This is a genomic window from Pseudomonas putida (genome assembly GCF_030159595.1).
In the GTDB taxonomy this organism is placed as follows: Bacteria; Pseudomonadota; Gammaproteobacteria; order Pseudomonadales; family Pseudomonadaceae; genus Aquipseudomonas; species Aquipseudomonas putida_AC.
In genome coordinates this window covers 14,846-41,496 of sequence record NZ_BSKJ01000016.1, presented here as the reverse complement: position 1 = coordinate 41,496, position 26,651 = coordinate 14,846, and the positions used below count along the sequence as shown (strand labels likewise).

General features: G+C 62.4%; 23 protein-coding genes and 2 pseudogenes. 13 read left to right on the top strand and 12 right to left on the bottom strand.

Annotation, left to right across the window (positions count from 1 at the left end):
• Positions 1 to 11 precede the first annotated feature (11 nt).
• Positions 12 to 779 (top strand): annotated as a pseudogene (locus QQL85_RS25520) (gamma-glutamyltransferase); the annotation flags it as partial.
• 145 nt (positions 780 to 924) lie between these two features.
• Here QQL85_RS25520 and QQL85_RS26885 read toward each other — a convergent pair.
• From QQL85_RS26885 to ypfJ, 3 genes and pseudogenes are all read right to left on the bottom strand, one after another.
• On the bottom strand, positions 925 to 1,788 hold the full coding sequence (locus QQL85_RS26885) for a methyl-accepting chemotaxis protein (RefSeq protein WP_434482179.1): 864 nt from the start codon (positions 1,786 to 1,788) through the stop codon (positions 925 to 927).
• Positions 1,780 to 2,709: pseudogene (locus tag QQL85_RS26880) on the bottom strand (methyl-accepting chemotaxis protein); the annotation flags it as partial. The pseudogene QQL85_RS26880 and the gene QQL85_RS26885, both read right to left, overlap by 9 nt.
• A gap of 309 nt (positions 2,710 to 3,018) precedes the next feature.
• A complete protein-coding gene (ypfJ, locus tag QQL85_RS25510; RefSeq protein ID WP_284357161.1) occupies positions 3,019 to 3,909 on the bottom strand; it encodes a KPN_02809 family neutral zinc metallopeptidase in 891 nt (296 codons plus the stop codon).
• A 200-nt stretch (positions 3,910 to 4,109) separates the two neighbouring features.
• Here ypfJ and pcaH point away from each other — a divergent pair, with 200 nt between their 5' ends.
• Positions 4,110 to 4,829, top strand: a complete 720-nt coding sequence (gene pcaH, locus QQL85_RS25505) for a protocatechuate 3,4-dioxygenase subunit beta (RefSeq protein WP_284357162.1) — start codon at positions 4,110 to 4,112, stop codon at positions 4,827 to 4,829.
• Positions 4,830 to 4,839: 10 nt separating this feature from the next.
• Positions 4,840 to 5,445, top strand: coding sequence for a protocatechuate 3,4-dioxygenase subunit alpha (gene pcaG / locus QQL85_RS25500; protein ID WP_284357163.1), 606 nt, complete (start codon positions 4,840 to 4,842; stop codon positions 5,443 to 5,445).
• 109 nt (positions 5,446 to 5,554) lie between these two features.
• Here pcaG and trmA read toward each other — a convergent pair whose 3' ends face one another.
• From trmA to QQL85_RS25485, 3 genes are all read right to left on the bottom strand, one after another.
• Entirely contained in the window at positions 5,555 to 6,640 is a 1,086-nt protein-coding gene (gene trmA, locus QQL85_RS25495) for a tRNA (uridine(54)-C5)-methyltransferase TrmA (RefSeq protein ID WP_284357164.1), read from the bottom strand.
• Entirely contained in the window at positions 6,637 to 7,932 is a 1,296-nt protein-coding gene (locus QQL85_RS25490) for an NCS2 family permease (RefSeq protein ID WP_284357165.1), read from the bottom strand. Before QQL85_RS25490 ends, trmA begins: the two co-directional genes overlap by 4 nt.
• Positions 7,933 to 8,213: 281 nt before the next feature.
• On the bottom strand, positions 8,214 to 9,434 hold the full coding sequence (locus QQL85_RS25485) for an MFS transporter (protein ID WP_284357166.1): 1,221 nt from the start codon (positions 9,432 to 9,434) through the stop codon (positions 8,214 to 8,216).
• A 345-nt stretch (positions 9,435 to 9,779) separates the two neighbouring features.
• Between QQL85_RS25485 and QQL85_RS25480 the strand changes: the two genes are divergently transcribed.
• Genes QQL85_RS25480 through QQL85_RS25470 form a run of 3 tightly spaced genes read left to right on the top strand, consistent with a single transcriptional unit; the run spans position 9,780 to position 12,392 of the window.
• The gene (locus tag QQL85_RS25480) at positions 9,780 to 11,216 is read left to right on the top strand and encodes a cytochrome ubiquinol oxidase subunit I (RefSeq protein WP_284357167.1); all 1,437 of its coding nucleotides are present in this window, start codon (positions 9,780 to 9,782) and stop codon (positions 11,214 to 11,216) included.
• Between the two features lie 3 nt (positions 11,217 to 11,219).
• Entirely contained in the window at positions 11,220 to 12,227 is a 1,008-nt protein-coding gene (gene cydB, locus QQL85_RS25475) for a cytochrome d ubiquinol oxidase subunit II (protein ID WP_284357168.1), read from the top strand.
• Between the two features lie 9 nt (positions 12,228 to 12,236).
• A complete protein-coding gene (locus QQL85_RS25470; protein WP_043197828.1) occupies positions 12,237 to 12,392 on the top strand; it encodes a DUF2474 domain-containing protein in 156 nt (51 codons plus the stop codon).
• A gap of 117 nt (positions 12,393 to 12,509) precedes the next feature.
• Here QQL85_RS25470 and QQL85_RS25465 read toward each other — a convergent pair whose 3' ends face one another.
• The gene (locus tag QQL85_RS25465) at positions 12,510 to 13,634 is read right to left on the bottom strand and encodes a methyltransferase (protein WP_284357169.1); all 1,125 of its coding nucleotides are present in this window, start codon (positions 13,632 to 13,634) and stop codon (positions 12,510 to 12,512) included.
• 96 nt (positions 13,635 to 13,730) lie between these two features.
• Positions 13,731 to 14,438 carry an autoinducer binding domain-containing protein gene (locus QQL85_RS25460; RefSeq protein WP_284357170.1) on the bottom strand — a complete coding sequence of 236 codons (708 nt, stop codon included), beginning with the start codon at positions 14,436 to 14,438 and terminating at the stop codon, positions 13,731 to 13,733.
• 213 nt (positions 14,439 to 14,651) lie between these two features.
• Between QQL85_RS25460 and QQL85_RS25455 the strand changes: the two genes are divergently transcribed.
• Positions 14,652 to 15,428, top strand: coding sequence for a ferredoxin--NADP reductase (locus tag QQL85_RS25455; protein WP_284357171.1), 777 nt, complete (start codon positions 14,652 to 14,654; stop codon positions 15,426 to 15,428).
• A gap of 26 nt (positions 15,429 to 15,454) precedes the next feature.
• Here QQL85_RS25455 and mscL read toward each other — a convergent pair whose 3' ends face one another.
• A complete protein-coding gene (gene mscL / locus QQL85_RS25450) occupies positions 15,455 to 15,874 on the bottom strand; it encodes a large-conductance mechanosensitive channel protein MscL (protein ID WP_284357172.1) in 420 nt (139 codons plus the stop codon).
• Positions 15,875 to 16,050: 176 nt separating this feature from the next.
• Between mscL and radA the strand changes: the two genes are divergently transcribed.
• Positions 16,051 to 17,421 carry a DNA repair protein RadA gene (gene radA / locus QQL85_RS25445; RefSeq protein ID WP_012274175.1) on the top strand — a complete coding sequence of 457 codons (1,371 nt, stop codon included), beginning with the start codon at positions 16,051 to 16,053 and terminating at the stop codon, positions 17,419 to 17,421.
• 177 nt (positions 17,422 to 17,598) lie between these two features.
• On the opposite strand, the gene QQL85_RS25440 is transcribed toward radA, so the two are convergent.
• Both QQL85_RS25440 and QQL85_RS25435 read right to left on the bottom strand, forming a co-directional pair.
• The gene (locus QQL85_RS25440) at positions 17,599 to 19,116 is read right to left on the bottom strand and encodes a nucleobase:cation symporter-2 family protein (protein ID WP_284357173.1); all 1,518 of its coding nucleotides are present in this window, start codon (positions 19,114 to 19,116) and stop codon (positions 17,599 to 17,601) included.
• 263 nt (positions 19,117 to 19,379) lie between these two features.
• Positions 19,380 to 19,745: a PilZ domain-containing protein gene (locus QQL85_RS25435; protein ID WP_284357174.1), complete on the bottom strand. Its 366-nt coding sequence runs from the start codon at positions 19,743 to 19,745 to the stop codon at positions 19,380 to 19,382.
• 177 nt (positions 19,746 to 19,922) lie between these two features.
• On the opposite strand from QQL85_RS25435, the gene QQL85_RS25430 reads away from it, so the two are divergent.
• The 3 genes from QQL85_RS25430 to yjiA all read left to right on the top strand — a co-directional run bounded on the left by QQL85_RS25430 (position 19,923) and on the right by yjiA (position 23,328).
• On the top strand, positions 19,923 to 21,989 hold the full coding sequence (locus QQL85_RS25430; protein ID WP_284357175.1) for a carbon starvation CstA family protein: 2,067 nt from the start codon (positions 19,923 to 19,925) through the stop codon (positions 21,987 to 21,989).
• A gap of 17 nt (positions 21,990 to 22,006) precedes the next feature.
• Positions 22,007 to 22,204 (top strand): YbdD/YjiX family protein, encoded by a 198-nt coding sequence (locus tag QQL85_RS25425; RefSeq protein WP_016713459.1) that lies wholly within the window; start codon positions 22,007 to 22,009, stop codon positions 22,202 to 22,204.
• Between the two features lie 146 nt (positions 22,205 to 22,350).
• A complete protein-coding gene (yjiA, locus tag QQL85_RS25420) occupies positions 22,351 to 23,328 on the top strand; it encodes a GTPase (protein WP_284357176.1) in 978 nt (325 codons plus the stop codon).
• Here yjiA and QQL85_RS25415 read toward each other — a convergent pair.
• Positions 23,288 to 24,775, bottom strand: coding sequence for a methylenetetrahydrofolate reductase C-terminal domain-containing protein (locus tag QQL85_RS25415; RefSeq protein WP_284357177.1), 1,488 nt, complete (start codon positions 24,773 to 24,775; stop codon positions 23,288 to 23,290). The two genes, yjiA and QQL85_RS25415, sit on opposite strands and share 41 nt — an antisense overlap.
• A gap of 208 nt (positions 24,776 to 24,983) precedes the next feature.
• Here QQL85_RS25415 and QQL85_RS25410 point away from each other — a divergent pair, with 208 nt between their 5' ends.
• Together QQL85_RS25410 and QQL85_RS25405 are read left to right on the top strand one after the other, a co-directional pair.
• Entirely contained in the window at positions 24,984 to 25,808 is an 825-nt protein-coding gene (locus QQL85_RS25410; protein ID WP_284357178.1) for a 5-methyltetrahydropteroyltriglutamate--homocysteine methyltransferase, read from the top strand.
• Between the two features lie 54 nt (positions 25,809 to 25,862).
• Complete coding sequence (locus QQL85_RS25405) at positions 25,863 to 26,582, top strand: SDR family NAD(P)-dependent oxidoreductase (protein ID WP_284357179.1); 720 nt, start codon at positions 25,863 to 25,865, stop codon at positions 26,580 to 26,582.
• Positions 26,583 to 26,651: the final 69 nt, after the last annotated feature.

The window sequence follows — 26,651 nt, the reverse complement described above, 5'->3', positions numbered from 1 at the left end:
GCCTGAACGCGACAGCGCCTGTCCACAGGCGGCGAAACTTTGAAAACCTCAGCCTGGTGGGGGTATGTGCTGCAGGTGTGCCTGGCACGGTGATGGGCCTGTGGGAGGCGCACAAGAAGTTCGGCAAGCTGCCCTGGAGCGAGCTGCTGACCCCGGCCATCGGCTATGCGAAAAACGGCTTCAAGGTCGCGGAAAAGCAGTACCAGTACCGCAACGATGCCCAAGGCATGTTCAAGACGGCGACCAACTTCAACGACTACTTCGGCAACATGAAGGTCGGTGAGCTGTTCAAACAGCCAGAGATGGCCCAGACCCTGGAACGTATCGCCGACAAAGGCGTGAGCGAGTTCTACCAGGGCAAGACCGCCGACCTGTTGGTGGCGCAGATGCAGGCAGACAAGCGCATGCTGTCGTCGATGAGCCCCAGCCTGATGACCCGTGATGGCAAGGTCGAGCTGGTGATCGGTACCCCGGGTGGCTCGCGGATCTTTACCTCGATCTTCCAGGTGATGAACAACCTGTACGACTACGGCATGCCGCTGGACAAGGCGGTGGCGGCGCAGCGCGTGCACCATCAGTTGCTGCCCAAGGACACCATTTACTTTGATGCCTATGCGCCGTTGACCGGGCCGGAGGCTGATAAGTTGAAGAAAATGGGTTATGTGCTGGAGGATCAGGGCTGGGAGATGGGGGATATCCAGGCGATCCATGTAGAAGGGACGAAGCTTGAGACCGCCTCCGATCCGCGTGGGCGTGGGGTTGGGATGATCGTCAAGTAATACCTGCCAGATTGCTGGGAGGGCTTTGCCCTCCTATCCGACCGGTCCGGCGCCCCGGCAAGGCCGCTCCTACAGGGTTCCGCGATCTCCTGTAGGAGCGGCCTTGTGTCGCGATGGGCCGCAAAGCGGCCCCACAATCTTAAGGTCAGACGCGGAACTGGCTGACCAGCGTCTGCAACTGCCCACCCAGCCGCGCCAGTTCCACACTGGACGCCGCCGTCTCGTCACTGGCCGCCGCCGTCTGTTCCGACACATCGCGCACATTCAAAATGCTGCGGCTGATCTCTTCAGCCACCGCACTCTGCTGCTCTGCCGCCGCCGCAATCTGCTGGTTCATCGACTGGATGCTCGACACCGTGCTGGTGATGCTCTCAAGCGAGGCCCCGGCCTTGCGCGCCAGATCAACACTGCTGTCGGTCAGGGTGCGGCTGCCCTGCATGGCGTTCGCCACTTGCTGGGTACCCTCCTGCAGGCTGGCAATCAGCGCTTCGATCTCTTCGGTGGACTTCTGCGTGCGCTGAGCCAGGCCGCGCACTTCGTCGGCCACCACGGCAAATCCACGGCCGGCCTCGCCGGCACGCGCCGCCTCGATCGCCGCATTGAGCGCCAGCAGGTTGGTCTGTTCGGCCACCGACTTGATCACGTCCATCACGCTGCCGATCTTCTGGCTTTCCTGCTGCAGCAGGTTCATGGCCTCGGTGGAGCGGTGCATGTCTTCGGCCAGGCGCTCGATCTGGCCAATCGCCTCGCCGACCACGCGGTCGCCGGCGCGGGCTTCGTCGTCGGCACCAGTGGCGGCATGCGACGCCTGCTCGGCATTGCGTGCCACCTCCTGAACGGTGGCGGCCATTTCGTGCATGGCGGTGGCTACCTGGTCGGTCTCGACCTTCTGGCTGTTGGCGCCTGCGCTGGTCTGCTCGGTCACTGCCGACAGCTCTTCGGCGGCGCTGGCAATCTGGGTGACGCCATCACGGATGCCGGTGATCAGCTCGCGCAGCGTAGTACCCATGCGCGCGATGCCTTGTTGCAGCACGCCCAGTTCGTCGCGGCGGGTGACACGCATGTGTTGGGTAAGGTCGCCGCTGGCGATCTTTTCCACCGCTACCAGGGTTTCACGCAGCGGGCCGGTGATCTGGCGGGTGATCAGCACCGCTGCCAGCACGCCGACCAACAGCGCCAGCAACGTGGCGATGGCCTGCAGGCTGCGGGCCTGAGTGCTTTCGATGTCGCGGCGCTCCAACTGGAGCTGATACAGCGCATCGCTGCGCTTGACGATGTCGGCGCCCTGTACGGTCATTTCGGCGCGTGAGGTGGTGATGTCGGTGACTGCGTCGCGGAATTGGCGCACGGCGTCGCGGTAGGCCAGCACCGAGCGCTCGAACTGTTGCAGACGGGCGTCTTCGGCGGGCAGCTGACGCTTGAGATTGTCGATGTCGGCCAGTGCCGCGTCCAGCTGGCGCAGGGCGGCCTGTTCGTTGGCGGCAGTGTTGTCGGCAATGTAGCCACGCACATCGATGCGCACCTGCAGCAGTTGCTGGCGGGCCTTGCTGATCAGCTGGTACTGGGCCAGGCGTACGCTGTCGGCCTCGGGGCGCGCCATGACTTCCTGGCTGAGCACATCCATGGCCTGGTCGGCGCGGGTTGCCGAGCTGTCCATCGCCGCGCGAGCGGTACGGGTGGCGTCGTAGCCCTGGCGCATCTTGTTCAGCGACAGCTTGTAGGCGCTGATGGTTTCGCCCAGTTCATTCAGCAGCTTGATGTTATCCGGGCTCTTGAAGGTGCTGGCCAGGTAAGCCTGCTGCTTGCTGAAGGCGTCCAGCTTGGCCTGGGTGTTGGCGGCTGCAGTATCGTCGCCGTTGGCGATCATGTACTGCAGGCGCGCTATGCGCAGGTCGGTGAGGTCCTTGTTCAACTGACCGATGTCGCCCATCCAGTTGCTGCGATCGATCAGGCTGCCCAGGCTGGTCCAGCCGGTGAGGGCCAGCAGGCCGGTGAGGACCAGCACCAGGCCGAAGCCCAGGCCGAGTTTGAGGTTGACGCTGATGTTGGCGAACCAGCTGTTCATGCACGCTCTCCAGAAGTAGTTTTCGCTCTCTTGATCTTCGATCGCCAGGCGTTGTTGTTCTGGATGCCCGCTGACTCGTGCAGGGGTTATCGGCAATGATGGGGGAAGCTGAAACGCTTTTTCAGCCGATTTGTAACTGGATAAATTGGGGCCGCAACGCGGCCCCAATCAGTCTCAAAGGTTACGCGCACTGAAGGTGTCGCAGCTGTTCACCTCTCCTTGGGCAAACCCGGCCTTGAACCAGCGCACGCGCTGCGCCGAGGTGCCATGGGTGAACGAGTCCGGCACTACGCGCCCGCGACCTTGCTGCTGCAAGCGATCATCACCAATGGCGTTGGCCGCGTTCAGCGCCTCCTCGACGTCACCTGGCTCCAGCCAGTTCAGGCGCTTCTGCGCCTGGTAGGCCCATACTCCGGCCAGGCAGTCGGCCTGCAGTTCCTGGCGCACCAGCAGGCCATTGTCGCCTTCCATGCGCTGGCCGTTGCGGCGCGCAGCATCGACCTTGGCCGAAACGCCCAGCAGGGTCTGCACATGGTGGCCGATTTCGTGAGCGATCACATAGGCCTGGGCGAAGTCGCCGGCCGCCGCGAAGCGGGTTTCCATTTCGCGGAAGAACGACATGTCCAGGTAAACCCGCTGGTCTGCCGGGCAGTAGAACGGCCCCACCGCCGCCGAGGCAAAGCCACAGGCCGAATTGACCTGGCCGCTGAACAGCACCAGCTTGGGGTCACGGTACTGCTTGCCCGCTTCGGCGAACAGCGCTTTCCAGGTGTCTTCGGTGTCGCCCAGGATCGAGGCGACAAAGTCAGCCTGCTGATCGTTGGCCGGTGGTGCCTTGCCACCCGCACCACTGGGTGCCGTTTGCTGTTGCTGCTGTTCCAGCTGGCCTGTGAGCTGGCCGAGAATCTGCAGCGGGTCCTGCCCGGTGAGCCAGCCGATGCCGACGATCAGCAGAATCGCCCCAAGCCCCAGCCCCTTGCCGCCGCCAAAACGCATGCCACCGCCGCCACCTTCGCCTCGGGCATCGACCACGTTGTCGCTGCGTCGGCCTTTTCGCCATTCCATGAGTGCTCTCCCGAGCGTGAAACAAGAAGACAAAGATTAGTTCACGACAGCGGCAGGTGTCAGGCCAAGGTGTTAATCCATAACCATATGGTTATGTTTGAGGTGGTTGATTTCAATATTCATCACGCGCGACATGCCTGAAACTGCAAGTCCGCCTGCCACGCCCAGGCGTTCACATAATTCCAAGAGAGGAAACCGGCATGCCCGCACAGGACAACAGCCGCTTCGTGATCCGTGATCGCAACTGGCACCCCAAAGCCCTTACGCCTGATTACAAGACGTCCATTGCCCGCTCGCCGCGCCAGGCGCTGGTCAGCATTCCACAGTCGATCAGCGAAACCACGGGGCCAGACTTCACCCATCTGGGCTTCGGCGCCCATGACCATGACCTGCTGCTGAACTTCAACAACGGTGGCCTGCCGATCGGCGAGCGCATCATCGTTGCCGGCCGCGTCGTCGACCAGTACGGCAAGCCTGTGCCGAACACCCTGGTGGAAATGTGGCAAGCCAACGCTGGCGGCCGCTACCGCCACAAGAACGACCGTTATCTGGCACCGCTGGACCCGAACTTCGGTGGTGTTGGCCGCTGCCTGACCGACAGTGACGGTTACTACAGCTTCCGCACCATCAAGCCGGGCCCGTACCCATGGCGCAACGGCCCGAACGACTGGCGCCCGGCGCACATCCACTTCGGCATCAGCGGCCCGTCGATTGCCACCAAGCTGATCACCCAGCTGTACTTCGAGGGTGACCCGCTGATCCCGATGTGCCCGATCGTCAAGTCGATCGCCAACCCGGAAGCTGTACAGCAGTTGATCGCCAAGCTCGACATGAGCAACGCCAACCCGATGGACTGCCTGGCCTACCGCTTCGACATCGTGCTGCGCGGCCAGCGCAAGACCCACTTCGAAAACTGCTGAGGACACCGCCATGCCAATCGAACTGCTGCCGGAAACCCCTTCGCAGACCGCCGGCCCCTATGTGCACATCGGCCTGGCCCTGGAAGCGGCCGGCAACCCGACGCGTGACCAGGAAATCTGGAACCGCCTGGCCAAGCCAGACGCCGCGGGCGAGCACATTCTGCTGATCGGCCAGGTGTATGACGGTAACGGTCACCTGGTACGCGACTCGTTCCTGGAAGTGTGGCAAGCCGACGCCAATGGCGAGTACCAGGATGCCTACAACCTGGAAAACGCCTTCAACAGCTTTGGCCGTACCGCCACCACCTTCGACGCGGGCGAGTGGACGCTGCACACGGTCAAACCGGGTGTGGTGAACAACGCGGCTGGCGTGCCGATGGCGCCGCACATCAACATCAGCCTGTTTGCCCGAGGCATCAACATTCACCTGCACACGCGGCTGTACTTCGATGACGAAGCCCAGGCCAACGCCAAGTGCCCGGTGCTGAACCTGATCGAGCAGCCGCAGCGGCGTGAAACCTTGATTGCCAAGCGTTGCGAAGTGGACGGGAAAACGGCGTATCGCTTTGATATCCGTATTCAGGGGGAAGGGGAGACAGTCTTCTTCGACTTCTGAGCCTGTGGGCCGCGATGCGGCCCATTCGCGGGCACGCCCGCTCCCACAGGGTTACCGCTTCCTTCAGTTGAGCGGTGATCCTGTGGGAGCGGGCGTGCCCGCGAATGATTTAACGCCGAACCAGCAGAACCCCACTCTCCATATGGTGGGTATAGGGGAACTGGTCAAACAACGCACACCGCTCGATACGGTGGGTGTCCTGCAACTGGGCAATGTTCGCCGCCAGCGTTTCCGGGTTGCACGAGATGTACAGAATCCGCTCGAAACGCCGGGTCAGCTCGCAGGTGTCCGGGTCCATCCCCGCGCGCGGCGGGTCGACGAACACTGTGCCGAAGTCATAGCTTTTCAGGTCGATGCCTTCCAGGCGACGGAACGGGCGCACCTCATTCAGCGCCTGGGTCAGCTCTTCGGCTGACAAACGCACCAAACGCACGTTATCCACAGCGTTCTCGTCGAGGTTGCTCAGCGCGGCATTGACCGAGGTCTTGCTGATCTCTGTAGCCAGCACCTGGCGCACGCGGGTGGCCAGCGGCAGGGTGAAGTTGCCATTACCGCAGTACAGCTCCAGCAAATCGTCTTCACGCTCGCCGATGGCATCAAATGCCCAGCTCAACATCTTCTGGTTCACCGCGCCATTGGGCTGGGTGAACGCGCCTTCCGGCTGGCGATAGCTGAACACACGGCCCGCCACGTCGAGTTTTTCCACCGCGTAGTCGCGGCCGATCACCAGGCGTTTGCCTTTGGAGCGGCCAATGACGCTAACGCCCAGCTCTTCGGACAGTTGCCGTGCGGCCACTTCCCACGCCTCGTCCAACGGGCGGTGGTAGCACATGGTGATCATGGCATCGCCGGCCAGAGTGGTCAGGAACTCCACCTGGAACAGGCGGTTGCCCAGTTCCTCGCTGGCCTGCCAGGCCGCCTTCAGGCGAGGCATCAGCGCATTGATGCGCTGGCTGGCAATGGGGAAATCGTCGATCAGGATTGCCTTGTGCTTTTCGCCCGGGGCAAACATGGCGTAGTGGCGCTGGCCATCCTCGCGCCACAGGCGGAACTCGGCGCGCAGGCGGTAGTGCTCGCGCGGGGAGTCGAAAACAGCCGGCTCCGGCGCGCCGAAGGGCGCCAGCAGCTCGCGCAGCCGGGCCACCTTGGCGTCCAGCTGGGTGGCGTAGGAGGAGGGGTCGAAAGCAGCACTCATGCGTTGAACCAGCCCAGCTTGATGACGAACAGGATGGAAAGGATCACCAGGGCCGGGTTCAGGTCGCGGTAGCGGCCGGAGATCAGCTTGACGGCGGTCCAGGAAATGAAGCCGAAGGCGATACCGTTGGCGATCGAGTAGGTCAGCGGCATGGCCAGGGCGGTCACTACCACCGGTGCGGCTTCGGTGACGTCGTCCCAGTTTATTTCTGCCAGGCCCGAGGCCATCAGCACAGCGACGAACAGCAGCGCCGGCGCGGTGGCGAACGCCGGCACGCTACCTGCCAGCGGAGCGAAGAACAGCGCCAGCAGGAACAGCACGGCAACCACGATGGCGGTCAGGCCGGTGCGGCCACCGGCGCTCACGCCCGCAGCGGACTCGATGTAGCTGGTGGTGGTCGAGGTGCCCAGCAGCGAACCGGCCATGGCGGCGGTGCTGTCGGCGATCAGGGCACGGCCCATTTTCGGCATGTGACCGTCTTTGCCCATCAAACCGGCGCGCTTGGCCACGCCGATCAGGGTGCCGGAGTTGTCGAACAGGTCGACGAACAGGAAGGCGAAGATCACGCTGACCAGGCCCACGTCCAGCGCTCCGGCGATATCCAGCTGCAGGAAGGTCGGGGCCAGCGACGGCGGCATGGAGACGATGCCGCCGAACGGCGTCACGCCCATCACGATCGAGGCGATGGTCACCGCCAGGATGCCGATCAGCACGGCGCCGCGCACTTTCAGCGACTCCAGGCCCACGATCAGGAAGAAGCCCAGGGTGGCGAGGATCGGTGCCGGCTGCTTGAGGTCGCCAAGGCCCACCAGGGTAGCCGGGTTATCGACGACGATGCCGGCGTTATGCAGGGCGATCAGCGCCAGGAACAGGCCGATACCCGCAGCGATCGCCGAGCGCAGTGGCAGTGGAATGCTGTTCACGATCCATTCACGGATGCGGAAGATCGACAGCAGGAAGAACATCACCGCCGACAGGAACACCGCGCCCAGCGCCACTTGCCAGGTGTGGCCCATGTGCAGCACTACGGTGTAGGTGAAGAACGCGTTCAGGCCCATGCCCGGCGCCAGGGCGATCGGGTAGTTGGCGATCAGGCCCATGGTGGTGGAGCCGATGGCTGCCGCCAGGCAGGTGGCGACGAAGATCGCGCCCTTGTCCATGCCAGTCTCGCCGAGGATGCTCGGGTTGACGAACAGGATGTAGGCCATGGCCAGGAAGGTGGTGACGCCCGCGAGAATCTCGGTGCGCACGTTGGTGTTGTGTGCTCTTAGTTGAAACAGCCTTTCCAGCATGCCCGCTCCCCAAGGCGCCCCCGGCGCCATGAATATATCGACCCCATCAGCAAAGCACAGACCGTACCGGTTGCCGTGGTTTTGTGTGGGGAGGAAAAAAGCCGCGCATCATACCAGCATGCATGGCGGGGGCCTATGGCCGTTGGGAATGGGATTTTCTATCGCCTGTGCCGGCCTCTTCGCGGGTAAACCCGCTCCCACAGGTACAGCACAGGGCCTGAGGGCGGCGTGGTCCCTGTGGGAGCGGGTTCACCCGCGAAGAGGCCGGTACAGGTTAACGATCAACCGTTATGCAACCGATCCCGCTTGGCCAGTGTCGGGAACAGTTTTATCCACACGCCGGTCACCACCAACGTGCCCACTCCGCCCATCACCACCGCCGGCACTGTGCCAAACCAGTGCGCCGTCACCCCCGATTCGAATTCGCCGAGCTGGTTCGAGGCACCGATGAACAACCCGTTCACCGCGCTTACCCGCCCGCGCATTTCATCTGGTGTTTCCAGCTGCACGAACGAACTGCGAATCACCATGCTGATCATGTCCGCCGCGCCCAGCACCACCAGTACGGCCAGCGAGAACCAGAACGAGGTCGACAGGCCAAAGGCAATGGTCGCCACGCCGAACACGCCGACCGCGGTGAACATGGTGCGCCCCACTTTCCGCTCGAACGGGAAGCGCGCCAGCCACAGCGACATCAGCAACGCCCCCACCGCTGGCGCCGAGCGCAGCAGGCCGAGGCCCATCGGGCCGGTCAGCAGGATGTCCTTGGCGAACACCGGCAGCAGCGCGGTGGCCCCGCCCAGCAGCACGGCGAACAGGTCCAGCGAAATGGCACCGAGGATATCGGGTCGGCTGCGGATGAAGCGAATGCCGGCCAGCAGTGATTCGATGCTGGCGCGCCCGCGTTGCACGACCTGGCCGCGTGCTTGCAGGCTCAAGGTGAGTACACAGGCGATGGCGTACAAGGCCACGGTGGGGCCATACACCCAGATGCTGCCGAAGGCATACAGGAAACCGCCCACGGCTGGCGCCACGATGGTTGCTGACTGGGTGGCGGAGGCCGAAGCCGCCACTGCCCGTGGGAACAGCCCTGGCGGCACGACGTTGGGCAACAGCGCCTGAGTCGCCGGCATTTCGAATGAGCGCGTGGCACCGAGCAGGAAGGCGAGGGCGAAGATCAGTTCGCGGGTGACGTTGTCGGTAGCGCTGCCCACTGCCAGCGCCAAGGCAATCAGCCCTTGCAGGCTCTGGCACAGGGCAGCGACCTTGCGCCGGTCATAGCGGTCGGCCACATGCCCGGTGTGCAGCATGAACAGCACCCGTGGGGCAAATTCCACCAGGCCGACCAGGCCCAGGTCCAGCACGTTGCCGGTCAACTGATAGAGGTGCCAGCCGATGGCCACGGTGAGCATCTGGAAGCCGCTGGCGGTGAAAACACGGGCCAGCCAAAAGGCCAGGAAGGGACGATGGTGGCGCAGCAACTGCGGTGCGGAATCGGACATCGGAAACCAGGGGCCTCGGCGCAGTAGAGGGGTGCGCAGCGTATCATCTGTTTGTAACAAGCAGTTACTGTTTGCCCGGATCGGCACTTTCTCACGCTTTATGAAAGAGGGTGGGGCAACCGGTCACGCGGCAATCAACCACACGGCCCGCCGGGCCATTCGGGACTATGCTTCCTAGCATTCGTTGATCTGGATCAATCGTTCCAGATTCAACGAATTGGCCCTCTGGGCCGGAATCCCTGCGATCGAACAGAACAATTCCAACGCGCCGTACTCGACCCAGTGGGGGCAGTGGGCGACTGGGGCCACAAGCCCGGACGCCGGATTATCTGAAGAGGAAGCACCATGTTCGGAATAGAGGCCCTAGAGCTCGCCCGAATGCAGTTTGCCTTTACCGTGTCGTTCCACATCCTGTTCCCGGCCATCACCATTGGCCTGGCGAGCTACCTGGCAGTCCTCGAAGGCCTCTGGCTGCGGACCCACAACCAGGTCTACCGTGACCTCTATCACTTCTGGTCGAAAATCTTCGCCGTCAACTTCGGCATGGGCGTGGTCTCGGGCCTGGTCATGGCCTACCAGTTCGGTACCAACTGGAGCCGCTTCTCCGAGTTCGCAGGCGCCGTGACCGGGCCACTGCTGACCTACGAGGTGCTGACTGCCTTCTTCCTCGAAGCCGGCTTCCTCGGCGTCATGCTGTTCGGCTGGAATCGTGTGGGCCGTGGCTTGCATTTCTTTTCCACCTGCATGGTGGCGCTGGGCACCCTGGTATCGACCTTCTGGATTCTCGCTTCCAACAGTTGGATGCAGACGCCCCAAGGCCACGAAATCATCGATGGTCGGGTGGTGCCGGTGGACTGGTTTGCGGTGGTGTTCAACCCCTCGTTCCCCTACCGGCTGATGCACATGGCCACGGCCGCGTTTGTCTCCACGGCGTTCTTCGTCGGCGCCTCGGCGGCCTGGCACCTGCTGCGCGGGCGTGACAATCCGGCGGTGCGCAAGATGCTGTCGATGGCCATGTGGATGGCGTTGATCGTTGCCCCGATCCAGGCGGTGATCGGTGACTTCCACGGCCTCAATACGCTCAAGCACCAGCCGGTGAAAATCGCGGCGATCGAAGGTCACTGGGAGAATGTGCCTGGCGAGCCGACCCCGCTGATCCTGTTCGGTATCCCCGACATGAAGGCGGAGACCACACGCTTCAAGGTAGAGATTCCGGCGCTTGGCAGCCTGATCCTGACCCACAGCCTGGACAAACAGGTGCCGGCGATGAAGGAGTTCCCACCCGAGGACCGGCCCAACTCGACCATCGTCTTCTGGTCGTTCCGGATCATGGTCGGGCTCGGCTTCCTGATGATCTTCGTCGGCCTGTGGAGCCTGTGGCTGCGCAAGCGCGGCACGCTCTACACCTCGCGCCCGTTCCTGTACCTGGCGCTATGGATGGGGCCTTCCGGGCTGATCGCCTTGCTGGCCGGCTGGTTCACCACCGAGATCGGCCGCCAGCCCTGGGTGGTGTATGGCCTGATGCGCACGGCGGATGGCGTGTCCAACCATAGTTATGCACAGCTGGGCTTCACCCTGGTGGCCTTCGTAGTGGTGTACTTCGCCCTGTTCGGCACCGGTCTTGGCTACATGATGCGCCTGGTGCGCAAAGGGCCGCAGACCGGCGAAGGCGACGAACACACACCGGGCGGCCCTGGCCAGCAGCGCACGCCGGCGCGGCCGTTGTCTGCCGCCGATGATGGCCATGAGGCCAAGACTGCCAACCTGAGCAAGGAGGACTGAGCCATGGGTATCGACCTTCCGCTGATCTGGGCGGTGATCATCATCTTCGGCGTCATGATGTATGTGGTGATGGACGGTTTCGACCTGGGGATCGGCATGCTCTTTCCCTTCGTCAAGGGCGAGCAGGACCGCGATGTAATGATGAACACCGTCGCTCCGGTGTGGGACGGCAATGAAACCTGGCTGATCCTGGGGGGGGCCGGGTTGTTCGGGGCGTTCCCGATGGCCTATGCAGTGATACTCGAAGCCCTGTACCTGCCGCTGATCCTGATGTTGATCGGTTTGATCTTCCGCGGCGTGGCCTTCGAGTTTCGCTTCAAGGCCAAGGCCGACAAGCGGCATATCTGGGACAAGGCGTTCATCTGGGGTTCGCTGGTCGCCACCTTCTTCCAAGGTGTGGCTTTGGGCGCCTTCCTTGAAGGCTTCAAGGTGGTCGACCGCCACTTCGCCGGTGGCACCCTCGACTGGCTCACCCCGTTCAGCCTGTTTTGCGGGCTGGGGCTGATCGTTGCCTACACGCTGTTGGGCTGCACTTGGCTGATCATGAAGACCGAAGGGCCGCTGCAACAGAAGATGCACGACATGGCCCGGCCGCTGGCGCTGGTGCTGCTGGTGGTGATTGGCATCGTCAGCCTGTGGACACCGATCGCTTATCCACAGATCGCCGACCGCTGGTTCAGCATGCCTAACCTGATCTGGTTCATGCCGGTGCCGCTGCTGGTACTGGTGACGTTCTACGCGTTGCTCAAGGCGGTGGCGCGCAATGCGCACTACACGCCGTTCCTGCTCACCCTGGTGTTGATCTTCCTCGGCTACAGCGGCTTGGGTATCAGCTTATGGCCGAACATCATCCCGCCGTCGGTCTCGATCTGGGAGGCTGCGGCGCCACCGCAAAGCCAGGGCTTCATGCTGGTGGGCACGTTATTCATCCTGCCGTTCATCCTCATGTACACCTTCTGGAGCTACTACGTGTTCCGCGGCAAGGTGACCCCTGAAGACGGCTATCACTAGGAGGGCCGCATGATGACCGGCAAACATGGCTTTGAAGAGAAGAAACCGCTGTGGCAGCGGCTGGGTTGGCTGCTGCTGATCTGGGCGATGAGCGTGGCGGCGCTGGGTGTGGCGGCGTGGGTGATGCGCTTGTTCATGGGGGCTGCGGGCCTTACCACCCATTGATGTAAACCTGCAATGGCCCTATCGCCGGCAAGCCAGCTCCCACAGGTACTGCACAGCTTTCAAGGGCAGTGAGTATCCTGTGGGAGCTGACTTGCCGGCGATAGGGCCGGTACAGGGTTACTTACGGGCTTTCAGGATGACGAACTTGGGTGTAGCGGCCACCTGCTCCACCCCTCGGAACAATCGCGCCAGTTTGCTGTGATAGCCCAGGTGACGGTTGCCCACGATGTACAGCGCCCCCCCGACTACCAGTGCCTCACGCGCCTGCTGGAACATGCGCCAGGCAAGGAAGTCGCCCACCACTTGCTGCTGGTGGAACGGCGGGTTGCACAGCACCACGTCCAGCGATTGCTTCTCCACCCCGGCCAACCCATCGGCTGCAACGAAGGTCGCCGGGCGCTCGCCCAGTGCGGCCTGCCAGTTCTCCCGTGCCGATTGCACCGCCATGTACGACTCGTCGACCAGTGTGTATTCAGCATCGGGGTTCGCCAGTGCACTGGCAATCGCCAGCACGCCATTGCCGCAACCCAGGTCGGCCACCCGCGCACGGCCCACGTCGCGTGGCAGGTGCGGCAGGAACGCCCGGGTGCCGATATCCAGGCCTTCACGGCAGAACACATTGGCGTGGTTGACCAACTCCAGCGCCGGCGCGTCGTGGCGATAGCGGCTAGGGTAGGGCGAGCGGGCGACCGGCCGTTCGGCCGCTGTTGCCGTCAGCAGACGGGCCTTTTTCTGCGCCAGCGAGGCCTGCACCGGGCCGATGTACTTTTCCATCAGGTCGCCGGCTGCGTGTGGCAAGTGTTTGATCATCGCCCCGGCAATCACCTGCGCGCCAGGCGCCAGGTGGCCCTGCAGGCGAATCAGTTGTTCCTCAAGCAGGGCCAGGGTCTTGGGCACGCGCACCAGCACCCGGTCGAAAGGGCCTTGCCAGTGTTCGCTGGCCGGTACGAAGGGCACGCTGTCAAACGGCAAGCCATTGCGCGCCAGGTTTTTTTCCAGGGCCAGGTGTGCCAGGTGCGAATCGCCGCTACTGACCACCTGCAACTGGCCCGCCAGGCTGGCGGCCAGGGCACCGAAGCTGTCATTGAGCACCAGCACGCGGCAGTTGGCGTCGGGTGCCTGTTCGTGCAGCTGCGCAAGCAGGTACTCGTCGGCGGCATCGAATGCCTGCAGCGGGTCGTTGGCCTGCTCCGGCTGGCGGATCAGGTCGAGTTCGGCGTAGGGGGTGGTCAACAGGGGCATGGCGTCTGGCTCGGGTATGAAACTGCCCGTTGCGGTTCGCCCCGGGCTTTGCCGGGCGATTCTACAGGGCTTTGCCCAAGGTCGCAGGTTTGAAGGTCAGATCCAGCCACGCAGGGCGGCGATGGCGACGGCACCGGCTTTGTTTGCGGCGTTGGTCTTGGTGATCACGCTGCGGATATGGAAGTTAACCGTGCTTTGCGACAGCGACAGAATGCAGGCCACGTCGGCGGCGGTCTTGCCGGCGGCCGACCACTTCAACACTTCCAGTTCCCGCTCGCTCATTTTCGGCTGCGGTGGGCACAGCGCGTTCAGGTGATGTTCGCCAAGTACTGCATGGAGGGTGTGGCATAGCCACTGCACACTGCCGGCCTTGTCATAGAGTTCGGCGATGTCGATGTCGCCGATGGGCCTGGCTACGCTGATCTGGCTCTCGTTGTGCTGCAAGTCGTGCAACGACTGCGTCCAGCCATGGCGCAGCCCATGCTGGCAGGCGACTTCTCGAAACTGCGGGGCTTCGCGGTACAGTTCTTCGGTCCACAGCACTGGCAGGGTCGAGCTGTGGCTCACGTTTGCGGCGGGGTCCTGTTTGTAGAACTCGTCGCGCTGATAGCGCTCGATCCATTCATTCGGGTAATTGCTGTAGAGGTAAAGCCTGGGGGTCTGCGTGGCGATCTGAATGCGGATATTCAGCCCGAGGTACTCCATACCCAGTTCCTGAGCCAGGTGCACCGCAATGTCGAACAACTTCTGTGGGCATCGCTCGCTGACGAACACATGAAGATGCTCGGGTCTCCAATGAAGCATTTGAAGAACTCCTTGGGTGACAGGATCCAATCCGTTTGAGTACCCGGATGATTGTAGGAAAAGTCCTACCACCTTGTTGGGATTTTTTTGTTATAGCGATCAGGAATTTCTGAGAGTTCGGCACGATCGCCCTTGATGAGGCCCTACAAAGCGGTGGTTTTTATCCAGGCCACTTTAGGCGACACTGTGCACTCGCCAACCCTGGAGCCCGATATGACCGCAAGCGCCGAAAAGTTCACCCGCCAGACCCTGCTCGATGTTCAGCCGTTGACGCCGAACCTCTTCAGCCTGCGGGTTACGCGCGATGCGGGCTTCCGCTTCCGTTCCGGCCAGTTCGCCCGACTGGGTGTGACCAAGGCCGATGGCAGCGTGGTGTGGCGTGCCTACTCCATGGTCAGCGCACCGCATGACGAGCACCTCGACTTCTTCTCCATCGTTGTACCCGGCGGTGAATTCACCAGCGAGCTGAGCCGGTTGGGCGCAGGCGATACCTTGCTGATCGATCGCCAGGCCTTTGGCTTCCTTACCCTTGACCGCTTCGTCGGCGGTCGTGACTTGTGGTTACTGGCGACCGGTACTGGCATTGCGCCCTTTATGTCGATCCTGCAGGACTTCGAGGCTTGGGAGCGTTTTGACAGCATCAAGTTGGTGTATTCGGTGCGCGAAGCGAAAGAGCTGGCCTATGTGGATGAAATCGCCGGGTTGGAACAGCGCGATTACCTGGCCGAGTACGCCGGCAAGTTGCAGTTCATACCGGTAGTAACGCGTGAACACCACCCAGGGGCGCTGAATCAGCGTATTACCACGTTGATCGAGAATGGTGAGCTGGAGAAGGCGGCGGGGCTTGAGCTGTCACCGGAGCATTCGCGGGTGATGCTGTGCGGTAACCCGGAAATGATCGACGAGACGCGCAAGGTGCTGAAGGCGCGTGACCTGCAACTGAGCCTGAGCAAGCGGCCCGGGCAGGTGGCGGTAGAAAATTATTGGTAATTGGGGCTGCAAAGCAGCCCCAACGCTCAAGGCAGGCGATTCTGGTTCTGCGTCTTGAGCAAATCGCGAATCTCGGTCAGCAGCGTTTCTTCGGCAGTCGGCACAGGTGGAACAGTCGGCGCCACGGCCTCTTCACGCTTGAGTCGGTTGATCGCCTTCACGCCCATGAAGATGGCAAAGGCTACGATCACGAAGTCGATCACGGTCTGGATGAACTTGCCGTACGCCAGCACCACTGCCGGAACATCACCTTCGGCAGCCTTCAGGGTAATCGCCAGGTCACTGAAGTCCACCCCCCCGATCAACAGGCCCAGTGGCGGCATGACCACGTCTCCGACGAAGGACGAGACGATCTTGCCGAAGGCTGCGCCAATGATGATACCGACCGCCATGTCGACGACATTGCCTTTGACCGCGAAGGCCTTGAACTCACTGATCATGCCCATGTCTGGTTCCTTGTAACAAAAGGTAAGGTTAACGCAGTGTAAGCCACTTAAACGCTTCATGCGTTGTGTTCAGGCCTACTGACTGCAGTTAGAACGAATAGTTTTGTCGCATCCCGAAGCGTTCGAGACACGTTCGGCTCGGCTATCATGGCGGTTTTTTCCAGGAGACCCCAGCCATGGCCAAGGCCAAGCGCTTGTATGGCTGCACCGAGTGCGGTGCGACCTTCCCCAAATGGGCCGGCCAGTGCGGCGAATGCGGGGCCTGGAACACCCTGGTCGAGACCATGATCGAAAGCGGTGGTGCCGCTGCGCCCAGCAGTGGCCGCGCCGGCTGGACCGGGCAGCAAGCGCAGATCAAGACCCTGGCCGAAGTCAGCGTCGAGGAAATCCCGCGCTTCACCACCAGCAGCACCGAGCTGGATCGTGTGCTGGGTGGCGGCCTGGTGGATGGCTCAGTGGTGCTGATTGGTGGCGACCCCGGCATCGGCAAGTCGACCATCCTGCTGCAGACCTTGTGCAACATCGCCGTGGGCATGCCCGCGCTGTATGTCACGGGTGAGGAATCGCAGCAGCAGGTGGCCATGCGTTCGCGGCGCCTGGGCTTGCCCCAGGACCAACTCAAGGTGATGACCGAAACCTGCATCGAGACCATCATTGCCACGGCACGCGTCGAGAAACCACGCGTAATGGTGATCGACTCGATCCAGACCATCTTCACCGAGCAACTGCAATCAGCGCCAGGTGGCGTGGCCCAGGTGCGTGAGAGCACGGCGCTGCTGGTGCGTTACGCCAAGCAAAGCGGTACGGCCATTTTCCTGGTTGGTCATGTGACCAAGGAGGGCTCGTTGGCTGGCCCGCGGGTACTGGAGCACATGGTCGACACCGTGTTGTATTTCGAGGGTGAGTCCGATGGCCGCCTGCGTTTGCTGCGGGCGGTGAAGAACCGCTTTGGCGCCGTCAACGAGCTGGGCGTGTTCGGCATGACCGACCGTGGCCTGAAAGAAGTCTCCAACCCTTCGGCGATCTTCCTCAATCGCACCCAGGAGGAAGTACCGGGCAGCGTGGTCATGGCGACCTGGGAAGGCACCCGGCCAATGCTGGTCGAGGTGCAGGCACTGGTCGATGACAGCCACCTGGCCAACCCGCGCCGGGTGACCTTGGGCCTGGACCAGAACCGCCTGGCCATGTTGCTGGCGGTGCTGCACCGCCATGGCGGGATTCCGACCCACGACCAGGACGTGTTCCTCAACGTGGTGGGCGGGGTCAAGGTGTTGGAGACAGCCTCGGACCTGGCGTTGCTGGCGGCGGTGATGTCCAGCTTGCGTAACCGGCCACTCGCCCATGGGCTGCTGGTGTTTGGCGAGATTGGCTTGTCGGGCGAGGTGCGGCCTGTGCCCAGTGGCCAGGAGCGGTTGAAGGAGGCGGCCAAGCACGGTTTCAAGCGTGCCATCGTGCCCAAGGGCAATGCGCCGAAAGAACCGCCGGCAGGGTTGCAGGTGATTGCCGTGACTCGGCTGGAGCAGGCTCTGGATGCACTGTTTGAATAGTGTTTAGCCAGTGCCGGCCTCTTCGCGGGTGAACCCGCTCCCACAGGAATATCACAGGGCCTGTAACTTGTGCGGTCCCTGTGGGAGCGGGTTTACCCGCGAAAGGGCCCGAACGGGCGAACGAAAAAGGGGCCGACGATGCGCGTCGGCCCCTCCACTTCACCGCTCAGTCAGCAGTCAATGCTCGGCAACCGCCGCCCGCCTGACCGTTTCATTGCCATGCTCGTCCACCTCCAGCATCGGCACTTCATTACCCTCGGCATCGAACAGCTTGCCATCCTTGAAGTAGTCGCCATCACGCAGCGCGGAAATATCCGAATACTGGATGGTGCGCTCGTAGGCCGCAGCGAACACCGACTGGTTTTCCGAGTTGCCGGTGGTGAAGTGGTTGAAGATCAGGTTCAGCAGGATGGCCATGATTGCCGCCGAGCTGATGCCCGAGTGGAAGATGGTCTCGAACCAGTTCGGGAAGTGGTGGTAGAAGGTTGGCGCGGCAATCGGGATCATGCCGAAGCCCAGCGAAGCCGCGACGATGATCAGGTTGACGTTGTTCTTGTAGCTGACCTTGGACAAGGTGCGGATGCCACTGGCTGCCACGGTGCCGAACAGCACGATGCCGGCGCCGCCCAGTACCGGGGTAGGCACGGCAGCAATCACCCGGCCCATGACCGGCAGCAGGCCGAGCACCACCAGGATCACGCCACCGGTGGCTACCACATAGCGGCTCTTCACACCCGTCACGGCTACCAGGCCAACGTTCTGGGCGAACGCGCTCTGGGTGAACGAGCCGAAAATCGGCGCCAGGATGCTCGATGCCATGTCGGCGCGCAGGCCGTTGCCCAGGCGCTTGGAGTCGACCTTGGTGTCGATGATCTCACCGACGGCGAGGATGTCGGCCGAGGTTTCCACCAGGGTCACCATGATCACGATGCACATCGACAGGATGGCGGCGATGTGGAACTCCGGCATGCCGAAGTGGAACGGCGTGGGGAAGGCGAACATCGGGCCTTCAGTGACCTTGCTGAAGTCGGTCATGCCCAGCGCCCAGGCGATCAGGGTGCCGACCACCATGGCCAGCAGGATCGACAGGCGCGAGATGGTCGCGCTGCCCAGCTTGCTCAGCAGCAGCACGATGGCGAAGGTGAGCCCGGCCAGGCCGATGTTGGCCACGCTGCCGAATTCCGGCGAAGCGCTGTTGCCGCCCATCACCCAGCGGGCGGCCACTGGCATCAGGGTCAGGCCGATGGTGGTGATGACGATACCGGTCACCAGCGGCGGGAAGAACTTGGTGATGCGCGAGAACACCGGGGTGATCAAAAAGCCGATCAGCGACGCCGCCATGACCGCGCCGAGCACGCCTGGCAGGCCTCCGCCACCTTCACTGCTGAGGATGGCACCCATGGTCGCCACACCCGCGAACGATACGCCCTGCACCAGCGGCAACTGGCAGCCGAAGAACGGCAAACCCAGGGTTTGCAGCAGGGTGGCCAGGCCACCGGCAAACAACGAAGCAGCAATCAGCATGCCGATTTCGGCGCCGTTCAGGCCTGCGGCCTGCCCCAGGATCAGGGGTACCGCGACGATCCCCCCGTACATGGTCAATACATGCTGCAGACCATAGGCCAGGTTGGCACCCAGCCCGAGGTTTTCATCCTCGGGGCGCTTGGTGGGAGACGTGCTAGGGGACGTAGTCATGGAGCAGGCTCTCTGTTTATTGTTGTGTCGCTACTGTAGACACTTCCTACAAATGATTGCCACAAGAATTGTATACAATATTTTGATCGTAGCGCGCACAAGGGTGATCGCTGGATGTGCGAAAACCCAATGCAGAAGGCGTACCAACTTGTCAGAAGCTGTACTAGAGGGGTGTGTACAAAGCGCTGCCACCCAGGCTTAAAGCTGTCTGGGTAGACAGGAAACATCAGGTGGGAAGGCTATTAGCTAGCTAAGAGATTTCATTATTCGATGAGTTCGCGCAGCTCACGCATCATTTCGGTGCTGTCGGCCACGTTCAATTCCACAAGACGGTGCAGATGGCTCATCGAATCGATGTCGATGTACAGGCAGATGAAGCCCAGACGGTCCGGTTCTTCGTGGCGCAGTTCGACCTGCATCTGCACCTCGGTCACTTCATCGTTGAGCACGATGTAGGCTTCGAAATCCTGGGTCAGGTCTGGATCCCAAGGTTGCGGGATTTCGACCAGCAGGCCTTTGAGGGACAGGTCGAGCAGTTTCACCTCCCAGCAACGTTCGCCTTGGCACAGCCGGGTCGGGGCGTCGAACTGGATACGCTGGAAACGGCGGCGTTCGTCGTGATCGCTCATGGCATGGATCCTCGGGTAGGTCCTAAAGAGACATCCTGACTATAGTTAGAGTGGTATGTGCATCAGGTACCGCAATCTGGCCGCAGAGGCTCTAGACCAAAGCAAGTGTGGCAATGCGCCTTGACTCGCCCTAGACTCGGTGGGCGGTCTTTCCAATCCACCAGCTGGAAGCTAACCATGAACAACAATAATAGCCTGCTACGCCACATTCCGTGGCTGGCGCTGGCAGTCATAGGGGCCTGCGCGCTGGGTGTGGTTGCCCTGCGTCGCGGTGAGGCGATCAACGCCTTGTGGATCGTGGTCGCGGCAGTGGCCATCTACCTGGTTGCCTACCGTTACTACAGCCTGTTCATCGCCACCAAGGTGATGCAACTCGACCCGCGCCGGGCTACGCCGGCGGTGCTCAACAACGACGGCCTGGACTACGTCCCGACCAACAAACACATTCTTTTCGGTCACCACTTCGCCGCCATCGCGGGTGCAGGCCCCCTGGTCGGCCCTGTACTCGCCGCGCAAATGGGTTACCTGCCCGGCACACTGTGGCTGATCGCCGGCGTGGTGCTGGCCGGTGCGGTGCAGGACTTCATGGTCCTGTTCCTGTCCACCCGCCGCAACGGTCGCTCGCTGGGCGACATGGTGCGCGAAGAGATGGGCCGCATTCCGGGCACCATCGCCCTGTTCGGCTGCTTCCTGATCATGATCATCATCCTCGCGGTGCTGGCGCTGATCGTGGTCAAGGCCCTGGCCGAAAGTCCATGGGGCATGTTCACGGTGATGGCGACCATCCCGATCGCGATGTTCATGGGCATCTACATGCGCTATATCCGCCCGGGCCGCATTGGCGAGATCTCGGTCGTTGGCGTGGTATTGCTGCTGGCCTCGATCTGGCTGGGCGGTGTGATCGCTGCCGACCCGGTGTGGGGCCCGGCATTCACCTTCACCGGCGTGCAGATCACCTGGATGCTGGTGGGCTACGGCTTTGTCGCTGCGGTGCTGCCGGTGTGGCTGGTGCTGGCGCCGCGTGACTACCTGTCCACCTTCCTCAAGATCGGCACCATCGTTGGCCTGGCCATCGGTATCCTGATCATTGCGCCCGAGTTGAAAATGCCGGCGCTGACCCAGTTCACCGACGGCACCGGCCCGGTGTGGAAGGGCACCCTGTTCCCGTTCCTGTTCATCACCATCGCTTGTGGTGCGGTGTCCGGCTTCCACGCGCTGATCTCTTCGGGGACCACGCCCAAGCTGCTGGACAACGAAACCAACGCCCGCTATATCGGCTACGGCGGCATGCTGATGGAGTCGTTCGTGGCCATCATGGCCATGGTCGCCGCTTCGGTGATCGAACCGGGCGTGTACTTCGCCATGAACAGCCCCGCCGCAGTGGTGGGCGCAGACGTTGCCTCGGTGGCGCAGACAGTCAGCAGCTGGGGTTTCCTGATTACCCCTGAGCAGCTAGAAGCCGTCGCCCGTGACATCGGCGAGCACACCATCCTGGCCCGTGCCGGCGGTGCGCCGACCCTGGCGGTCGGTATCGCGCAGATCCTGCACCAGGTGTTGCCGGGTGAGAACACCATGGCCTTCTGGTACCACTTCGCAATCCTGTTCGAAGCCTTGTTCATCCTCACTGCAGTGGATGCCGGTACCCGTGCCGGGCGCTTCATGCTGCAGGACTTGCTGGGCAGTTTCGTGCCGGCGCTCAAGCGCACCGAGTCGTGGGGTGCCAACCTGCTCGCCACGGCTGGCTGCGTGGCACTCTGGGGCTACCTGCTGTATCAGGGCGTGATCGACCCGCTGGGTGGCATCAATACCCTGTGGCCGCTGTTTGGTATCTCCAACCAGATGCTGGCCGGTATTGCCCTGATGCTGGGCACCGTAGTGCTGATCAAGATGAAGCGTCAGCGCTACATCTGGGTCACCCTGCTGCCGGCTGTCTGGCTGCTGATCTGCACCACCGCCGCTGGCCTGATCAAGTTGTTCGACCCGAACCCGGCGGTTGGCTTCCTGGCCCTGGCCAAGAAATACAGCACTGCGCTGGACGCCGGCCAGGTATTGGCCCCGGCCAAGGACATTGGTCAGATGCAACATGTGATCTTCAACGCCTACACCAACGCGGGCCTGACGATCCTGTTCCTGCTGGTGGTGTTCAGCATCCTGTTCTTCGCCATCAAGGTTGGTTACGCCGCCCTGGGCCGCAAGGAGCGCAGCGACAAGGAAACCCCGTTCCAGGCGCTGCCTGACGCGTAAACGAGAGGACTGCAGTTATGTTCAACGACTTGGGTCGACTGGGTAAGTACCTGGGGCAGGCAGCCCGCCTGATGGTCGGCATGCCCGACTACGACAACTATGTCGAGCACATGCAGAAGACGCACCCGGACAAGCCGGTGATGACGTACGAGGAATTCTTCCGCGAACGTCAGGAAGCGCGTTACGGTGGCAAGTCCGGGCCCAAGTGCTGTTGAGCCTTCAGCGTTAACCTGTCCCGGCCTCATCGCCGGCAAGCCAGCTCCCCCAGGGACTCCACAGGCCTCAAGGTTTGTGCAGTCCCTGGGGGAGCTGGCTTGCCGGCGATGAGGCCACTGTTTTTTCCGCACAGGAGATTTTCTGCGTGCAGACGCCCATTCCCGTAACCGTACTCACTGGCTTCCTTGGTGCCGGCAAGACCACCTTGCTCAAGCACATGCTCAAGGCCGAGCACGGCCTGAAACTCGCCGTGATCGAAAACGAGTTCAGCGAGGCTGGCATTGACAGCCAACTGCTGGGCGACGAACCGGTGCAGGTGATGACCCTGGCCAACGGCTGCGTATGCTGCAGCATCCACGGCGACCTGACTCGCGCGCTGTACCTGCTGCTCGAACGCCTGGACGCTGGCGAAATCGCTTTCGACCGCCTGGTGATTGAATGCACCGGCCTGGCCGACCCGGCACCGGTGGCGCAGACCTTTTTCATCGACGAGGAACTGCGTGAGCGCTACATCCTCGACGGCATCATTACCCTGGTTGACGCCGCTCATGCCGAACTGCACCTGACCCAAACCATCGCACAGGCTCAGGTCGGCTTTGCCGATCGCTTGCTGTTGAGCAAGACCGACCTGGTGGACGCGGCGGCGGTAGAAGCCCTGCGCGAGCGCCTGGCCCGCATCAATGGTCGGGCCGCAATCCGGGTGGTCGAACACGGACGCATCGACCTGGCTGAGTTACTGGATGTGCGTGGATTCAACCTCAACCCCGACCTGGGCGCGAACCTGAAACCGGTGCTGCGCCCGATGCTCAAGCCCGCCACCCCGGACCGTATCTCCACGATGGTGCTGCGCACGGAAACCGCGCTGGATATCGACCGCCTCAGCGACTTCATGAACGAACTGCTGGAAACCCACGGCAAGCAGCTGTTGCGCTACAAAGGCGTGCTGAACATTGCCGGCGAGGGCCGCAAGCTGGTGTTCCAGGGCGTGCTCAAGCTCTACGGCTTCGACTGGGACGCCGAGTGGGCCGACGGTGAAACCCGCGAAAGCGTGATGGTGTTCATCGCCGATGAACTGCCCGAAGCTAGGATTCGGGCTGGCTTCGAGGCACTGGCTGCGGGCTGAGCCGGCGCGGTGTTTGCGGTGCGAACCACTGCGGCCACGAGCTGCGGTGGCGGCTTTCGACCTCGATGCACGGGATCAGGCGCTCGGTCAGCACCGCGGTTTGCCGCACGGCCTTGGCAGTGCGGTACTTGACGCTGTGGATGCACTCGCGGTCGCCGAACTCGCAGCGGTTCAGCGCGGTACCGCCGCAGGGGCCGTTGGCCAGGCCCTTGGGGCAGGTTTCCGGGCAGATGTACAACGTGTCTTCGAGGCGGCAGCGGCCACAGGTGTCGCAGCCCACCAATGGCCGTTTCACTGCGCGCTCCACCGTGTGCAACACTTGCGCGCCAACCTGTGTGCCCCACAGCGGCTGGCGCACCGCCCAGCCAAATGCCTTGCTCAGGCTATTGCGACGGCTGAACAGCAATGAATGCATGCCGTGCATCAGGTGATAGCGCGCTTTCTCTTTGAGCGAAGCATCGACCCGTGATTCGCCTTGGCGCCAGCCGGCTTGCGGTGGGTGGAAGGTGACTGCCGGCAGGCCGGGCATCTGCCAACTGGCGCGCCAGGCGGGCGCCCATTGCGCCAGCGTGTGGACCTGGGTTTGCCAGTGCTCGATGCGGGCCTCAAGGGCGAGCAGTTGTTTGAGCTCGTGAACCCCTGACAGGTGCACACCGGCGTAACCCATCAGCTTCACGCCGATGATCTGCAAGGCCAGGCGGTCAACGCTGCGTGTCTGGGCAAAGGCCTTGGACTGCGCTGCCTCCGCTTCGAGCATCTCGCGCATGGACGGTGTGACGGTAACGCCGGCCACATGGTCGAGCATTGCCGCGCGCCCGTGGGTAAGGCTCATCAGGCAGGCCAGCATGGGCTTGGGCGTGGCCTGGCGCCGCATCCAGTGCATGGCTTCCTGATGTTTGTCTGCATCGAACCCCAGTTGCAGGGTGAGGAAGTCGGCACCTGCAGTCAGTTTTTTCTCAGCCTTGAAATACTGGGCGCCGCCTTCTTCCTCGTGGTATTTGAATGGGTTCAGTGCAGCGCCCAGCAACCAGTGCGGGCAAGCCTGGCGAGCGATCTGCAGGGCAGCGACCGATTCCAGATAGCGCACCGGGCGCTGGCCAGGCGTGTGACCGGGCAGGCGGTCGCCGGTTAGCAGCAACAGCTGGTCGAGGCCGGCGGCGTCCATGCGTTGCAGCTGGGCAAGCAGGTGGTGGCGTTCGCGGTCCTTGCCGGAAAAGTGCGGCAAGGCCGGCACCGGGTTGCCAAACGAGGCGAGGGCGTCCAGCGGCGACATGTCCAGCGGGCTGCCGACGCGATCGCCGATGGCCACGGTCATCGGCCAGCCACACAGGTGCGCACGGGCCATGATCGCTTCCATGGCGGCGAAGCGTTCTGCGGAAGGCTTGGGGACGAACTCCATCACACAGACGAAATTCTGGTCGCGCAGCGCAGTTTTCAACAGGCTCATGTGGCCGGGCACCTGGTGTGGTCAGGGTGGCATTGTGCGGCAGAAGGGGGACCGGGTCATGTCCGGATGCGCAGGATGGTGCTCTGATTGAGACATGAACATGATCATGAAGAATTCTTGAGTTCATCTCAAATTTAATGAGTTTGTCTCAACGGCCCGCGAACCGGAAAATCCCCTCATTCATTTATGCATGCTGAAGGGACAAGACATGGCACTGGCACACAACCTGGGCTTTCCACACACCGGCCGCGACCATGAGCTGTGGCAGGTGCAGAAAGACGCCGGCATTGAACTGCTGCCAGTCGGCGAAATTGCCTGGTACGGCCAAGTGTTGGCCGGTGACCACCAGCCGTTTGCCCAGAACTGGGAACAGCTTTTCGAGGAAGTAGCGCAAGCCACAGCCCTGGGCCATGCGGTCAAGCCGGTGTTGCTGGGCCCGTTGAGCTACCTGTGGCAGGCCAAAGCCAAGGCCGGTGATGTCGACAAGCTGGAGCTGCTCGACAGCCTGCTGCCACTGTATGACCAAACCCTCAACCGCCTGGCTGCCCTGGGCGTTGAGTGGGTGCAGATCGACGAACCGATTCTCGCCCTTGAGTTGCCGCAAGATTGGAAAAACGCCTACGAGCGCGTTTACAACATTCTTCAGCGCGCACCTTTGAAGAAGTTGATCGCCACTTACGCGGGTGGCCTTGAAGGCAACCTTGGCCTGGCCGCGAACCTGCCGGTCGATGGCTTGCACATCGACCTGGTGCAGGCGCCCGAGCAGTACACCACCATGCTCGACCGCCTGCCGGCCTACAAGGTACTGTCGCTGGGCCTGGTCGATGGCCGCGACGCCTCGCGTTGCAATCAGGAAAAGACCCTGGACCTGCTACGCGATGCCCACGAGCGTCTGGGTGAGCGGCTGTGGGTGGCGCCATCGTGCGCGTTGCTGCACAGCCCACTGGACCTGGCTGTGCAGAAGTGCCAGGAAGTGGCCGTACTGGTCAAGGCCCTGAATGACTCGCTGAAACAGATCGCTGTCGCCGCTTGATCTGTAAACCCCCTAGAATGCCGACTCTGATTCAAATCGACAGGGAGTGATGCGATGCGAGTTCTGGTAGTCGGCGCCAGCAAGGGGCTGGGCAAGGCTTTCATGGAAGGTTTGGGCAAGCCGGGTGACACATTGATGGGTGTCTCTCGCACCCGGCCAGCAGACGTGAACGCCGGCAAGGATATCGAGGCTCGGTGGATTGAGGCCGATCTTGGCCAGCCTGCTGCCGCCGTCGAGGCGATTGCCGAAGCACTGGCCGATGGTGGCGTAGATACGCTGATCTACAACCTCGGGCTCTGGGAAACCGGAGCGTTCGAAGCACACTACAGCTTCCTCGAAGACCGTGATGTGGAATTGCAGCGCATGGTCGACTGCAACATCACGGCGCCCATCCTGCTGATCAAGCGGCTGCTGCCGTTGCTGCTTGAAAGCGAAAAACCACGGATCATTCTGACGGGCTCCACCTCGGGCTTGCCCCAGAGTGGCCGCCCGGAAGTGACTTTTGCTGCCTCAAAATTCGCCCTGCGCGGTATCGCCGAGGCGTTGCGCGAAGGTTATCGGGGGCAGGGCCTTGGGGTGACGTGCCTGAACCTGGGGTATCTGAATACCGAAGACAGCCTGGATGTGCCGTTGGCCGAGGCTGTCGCGCGTGGGGACGGGGGGCTGATACCGCTGCACGATGTGGTGCTGATGGTACGCACGCTGCTGGAGCTGTCGGCGGCGAGCTATGTGCGGGAACTGACCTTACCGGCCATTGCCGATGAACGGTTCTGAAGGCTGAGATGGCCAAGTAGACAGGCCTGGCCCTATCGCCGGCAAGCCAGCGATAGGGCCGGGCCTGCT

Coding starts and splice junctions, on each gene's coding strand:
- QQL85_RS26885 (WP_434482179.1), bottom strand. CDS start 1,788: ATGGGTACTACGCTGCGCGAGCTGATCACCGGCATCCGTGATGGCGTC.
- ypfJ (WP_284357161.1), bottom strand. CDS start 3,909: ATGGAATGGCGAAAAGGCCGACGCAGCGACAACGTGGTCGATGCCCGA.
- pcaH (WP_284357162.1), top strand. CDS start 4,110: ATGCCCGCACAGGACAACAGCCGCTTCGTGATCCGTGATCGCAACTGG.
- pcaG (WP_284357163.1), top strand. CDS start 4,840: ATGCCAATCGAACTGCTGCCGGAAACCCCTTCGCAGACCGCCGGCCCC.
- trmA (WP_284357164.1), bottom strand. CDS start 6,640: ATGAGTGCTGCTTTCGACCCCTCCTCCTACGCCACCCAGCTGGACGCC.
- QQL85_RS25490 (WP_284357165.1), bottom strand. CDS start 7,932: ATGCTGGAAAGGCTGTTTCAACTAAGAGCACACAACACCAACGTGCGC.
- QQL85_RS25485 (WP_284357166.1), bottom strand. CDS start 9,434: ATGTCCGATTCCGCACCGCAGTTGCTGCGCCACCATCGTCCCTTCCTG.
- QQL85_RS25480 (WP_284357167.1), top strand. CDS start 9,780: ATGTTCGGAATAGAGGCCCTAGAGCTCGCCCGAATGCAGTTTGCCTTT.
- cydB (WP_284357168.1), top strand. CDS start 11,220: ATGGGTATCGACCTTCCGCTGATCTGGGCGGTGATCATCATCTTCGGC.
- QQL85_RS25470 (WP_043197828.1), top strand. CDS start 12,237: ATGATGACCGGCAAACATGGCTTTGAAGAGAAGAAACCGCTGTGGCAG.
- QQL85_RS25465 (WP_284357169.1), bottom strand. CDS start 13,634: ATGCCCCTGTTGACCACCCCCTACGCCGAACTCGACCTGATCCGCCAG.
- QQL85_RS25460 (WP_284357170.1), bottom strand. CDS start 14,438: ATGCTTCATTGGAGACCCGAGCATCTTCATGTGTTCGTCAGCGAGCGA.
- QQL85_RS25455 (WP_284357171.1), top strand. CDS start 14,652: ATGACCGCAAGCGCCGAAAAGTTCACCCGCCAGACCCTGCTCGATGTT.
- mscL (WP_284357172.1), bottom strand. CDS start 15,874: ATGGGCATGATCAGTGAGTTCAAGGCCTTCGCGGTCAAAGGCAATGTC.
- radA (WP_012274175.1), top strand. CDS start 16,051: ATGGCCAAGGCCAAGCGCTTGTATGGCTGCACCGAGTGCGGTGCGACC.
- QQL85_RS25440 (WP_284357173.1), bottom strand. CDS start 19,116: ATGACTACGTCCCCTAGCACGTCTCCCACCAAGCGCCCCGAGGATGAA.
- QQL85_RS25435 (WP_284357174.1), bottom strand. CDS start 19,745: ATGAGCGATCACGACGAACGCCGCCGTTTCCAGCGTATCCAGTTCGAC.
- QQL85_RS25430 (WP_284357175.1), top strand. CDS start 19,923: ATGAACAACAATAATAGCCTGCTACGCCACATTCCGTGGCTGGCGCTG.
- QQL85_RS25425 (WP_016713459.1), top strand. CDS start 22,007: ATGTTCAACGACTTGGGTCGACTGGGTAAGTACCTGGGGCAGGCAGCC.
- QQL85_RS25415 (WP_284357177.1), bottom strand. CDS start 24,775: ATGAGCCTGTTGAAAACTGCGCTGCGCGACCAGAATTTCGTCTGTGTG.
- QQL85_RS25410 (WP_284357178.1), top strand. CDS start 24,984: ATGGCACTGGCACACAACCTGGGCTTTCCACACACCGGCCGCGACCAT.
- QQL85_RS25405 (WP_284357179.1), top strand. CDS start 25,863: ATGCGAGTTCTGGTAGTCGGCGCCAGCAAGGGGCTGGGCAAGGCTTTC.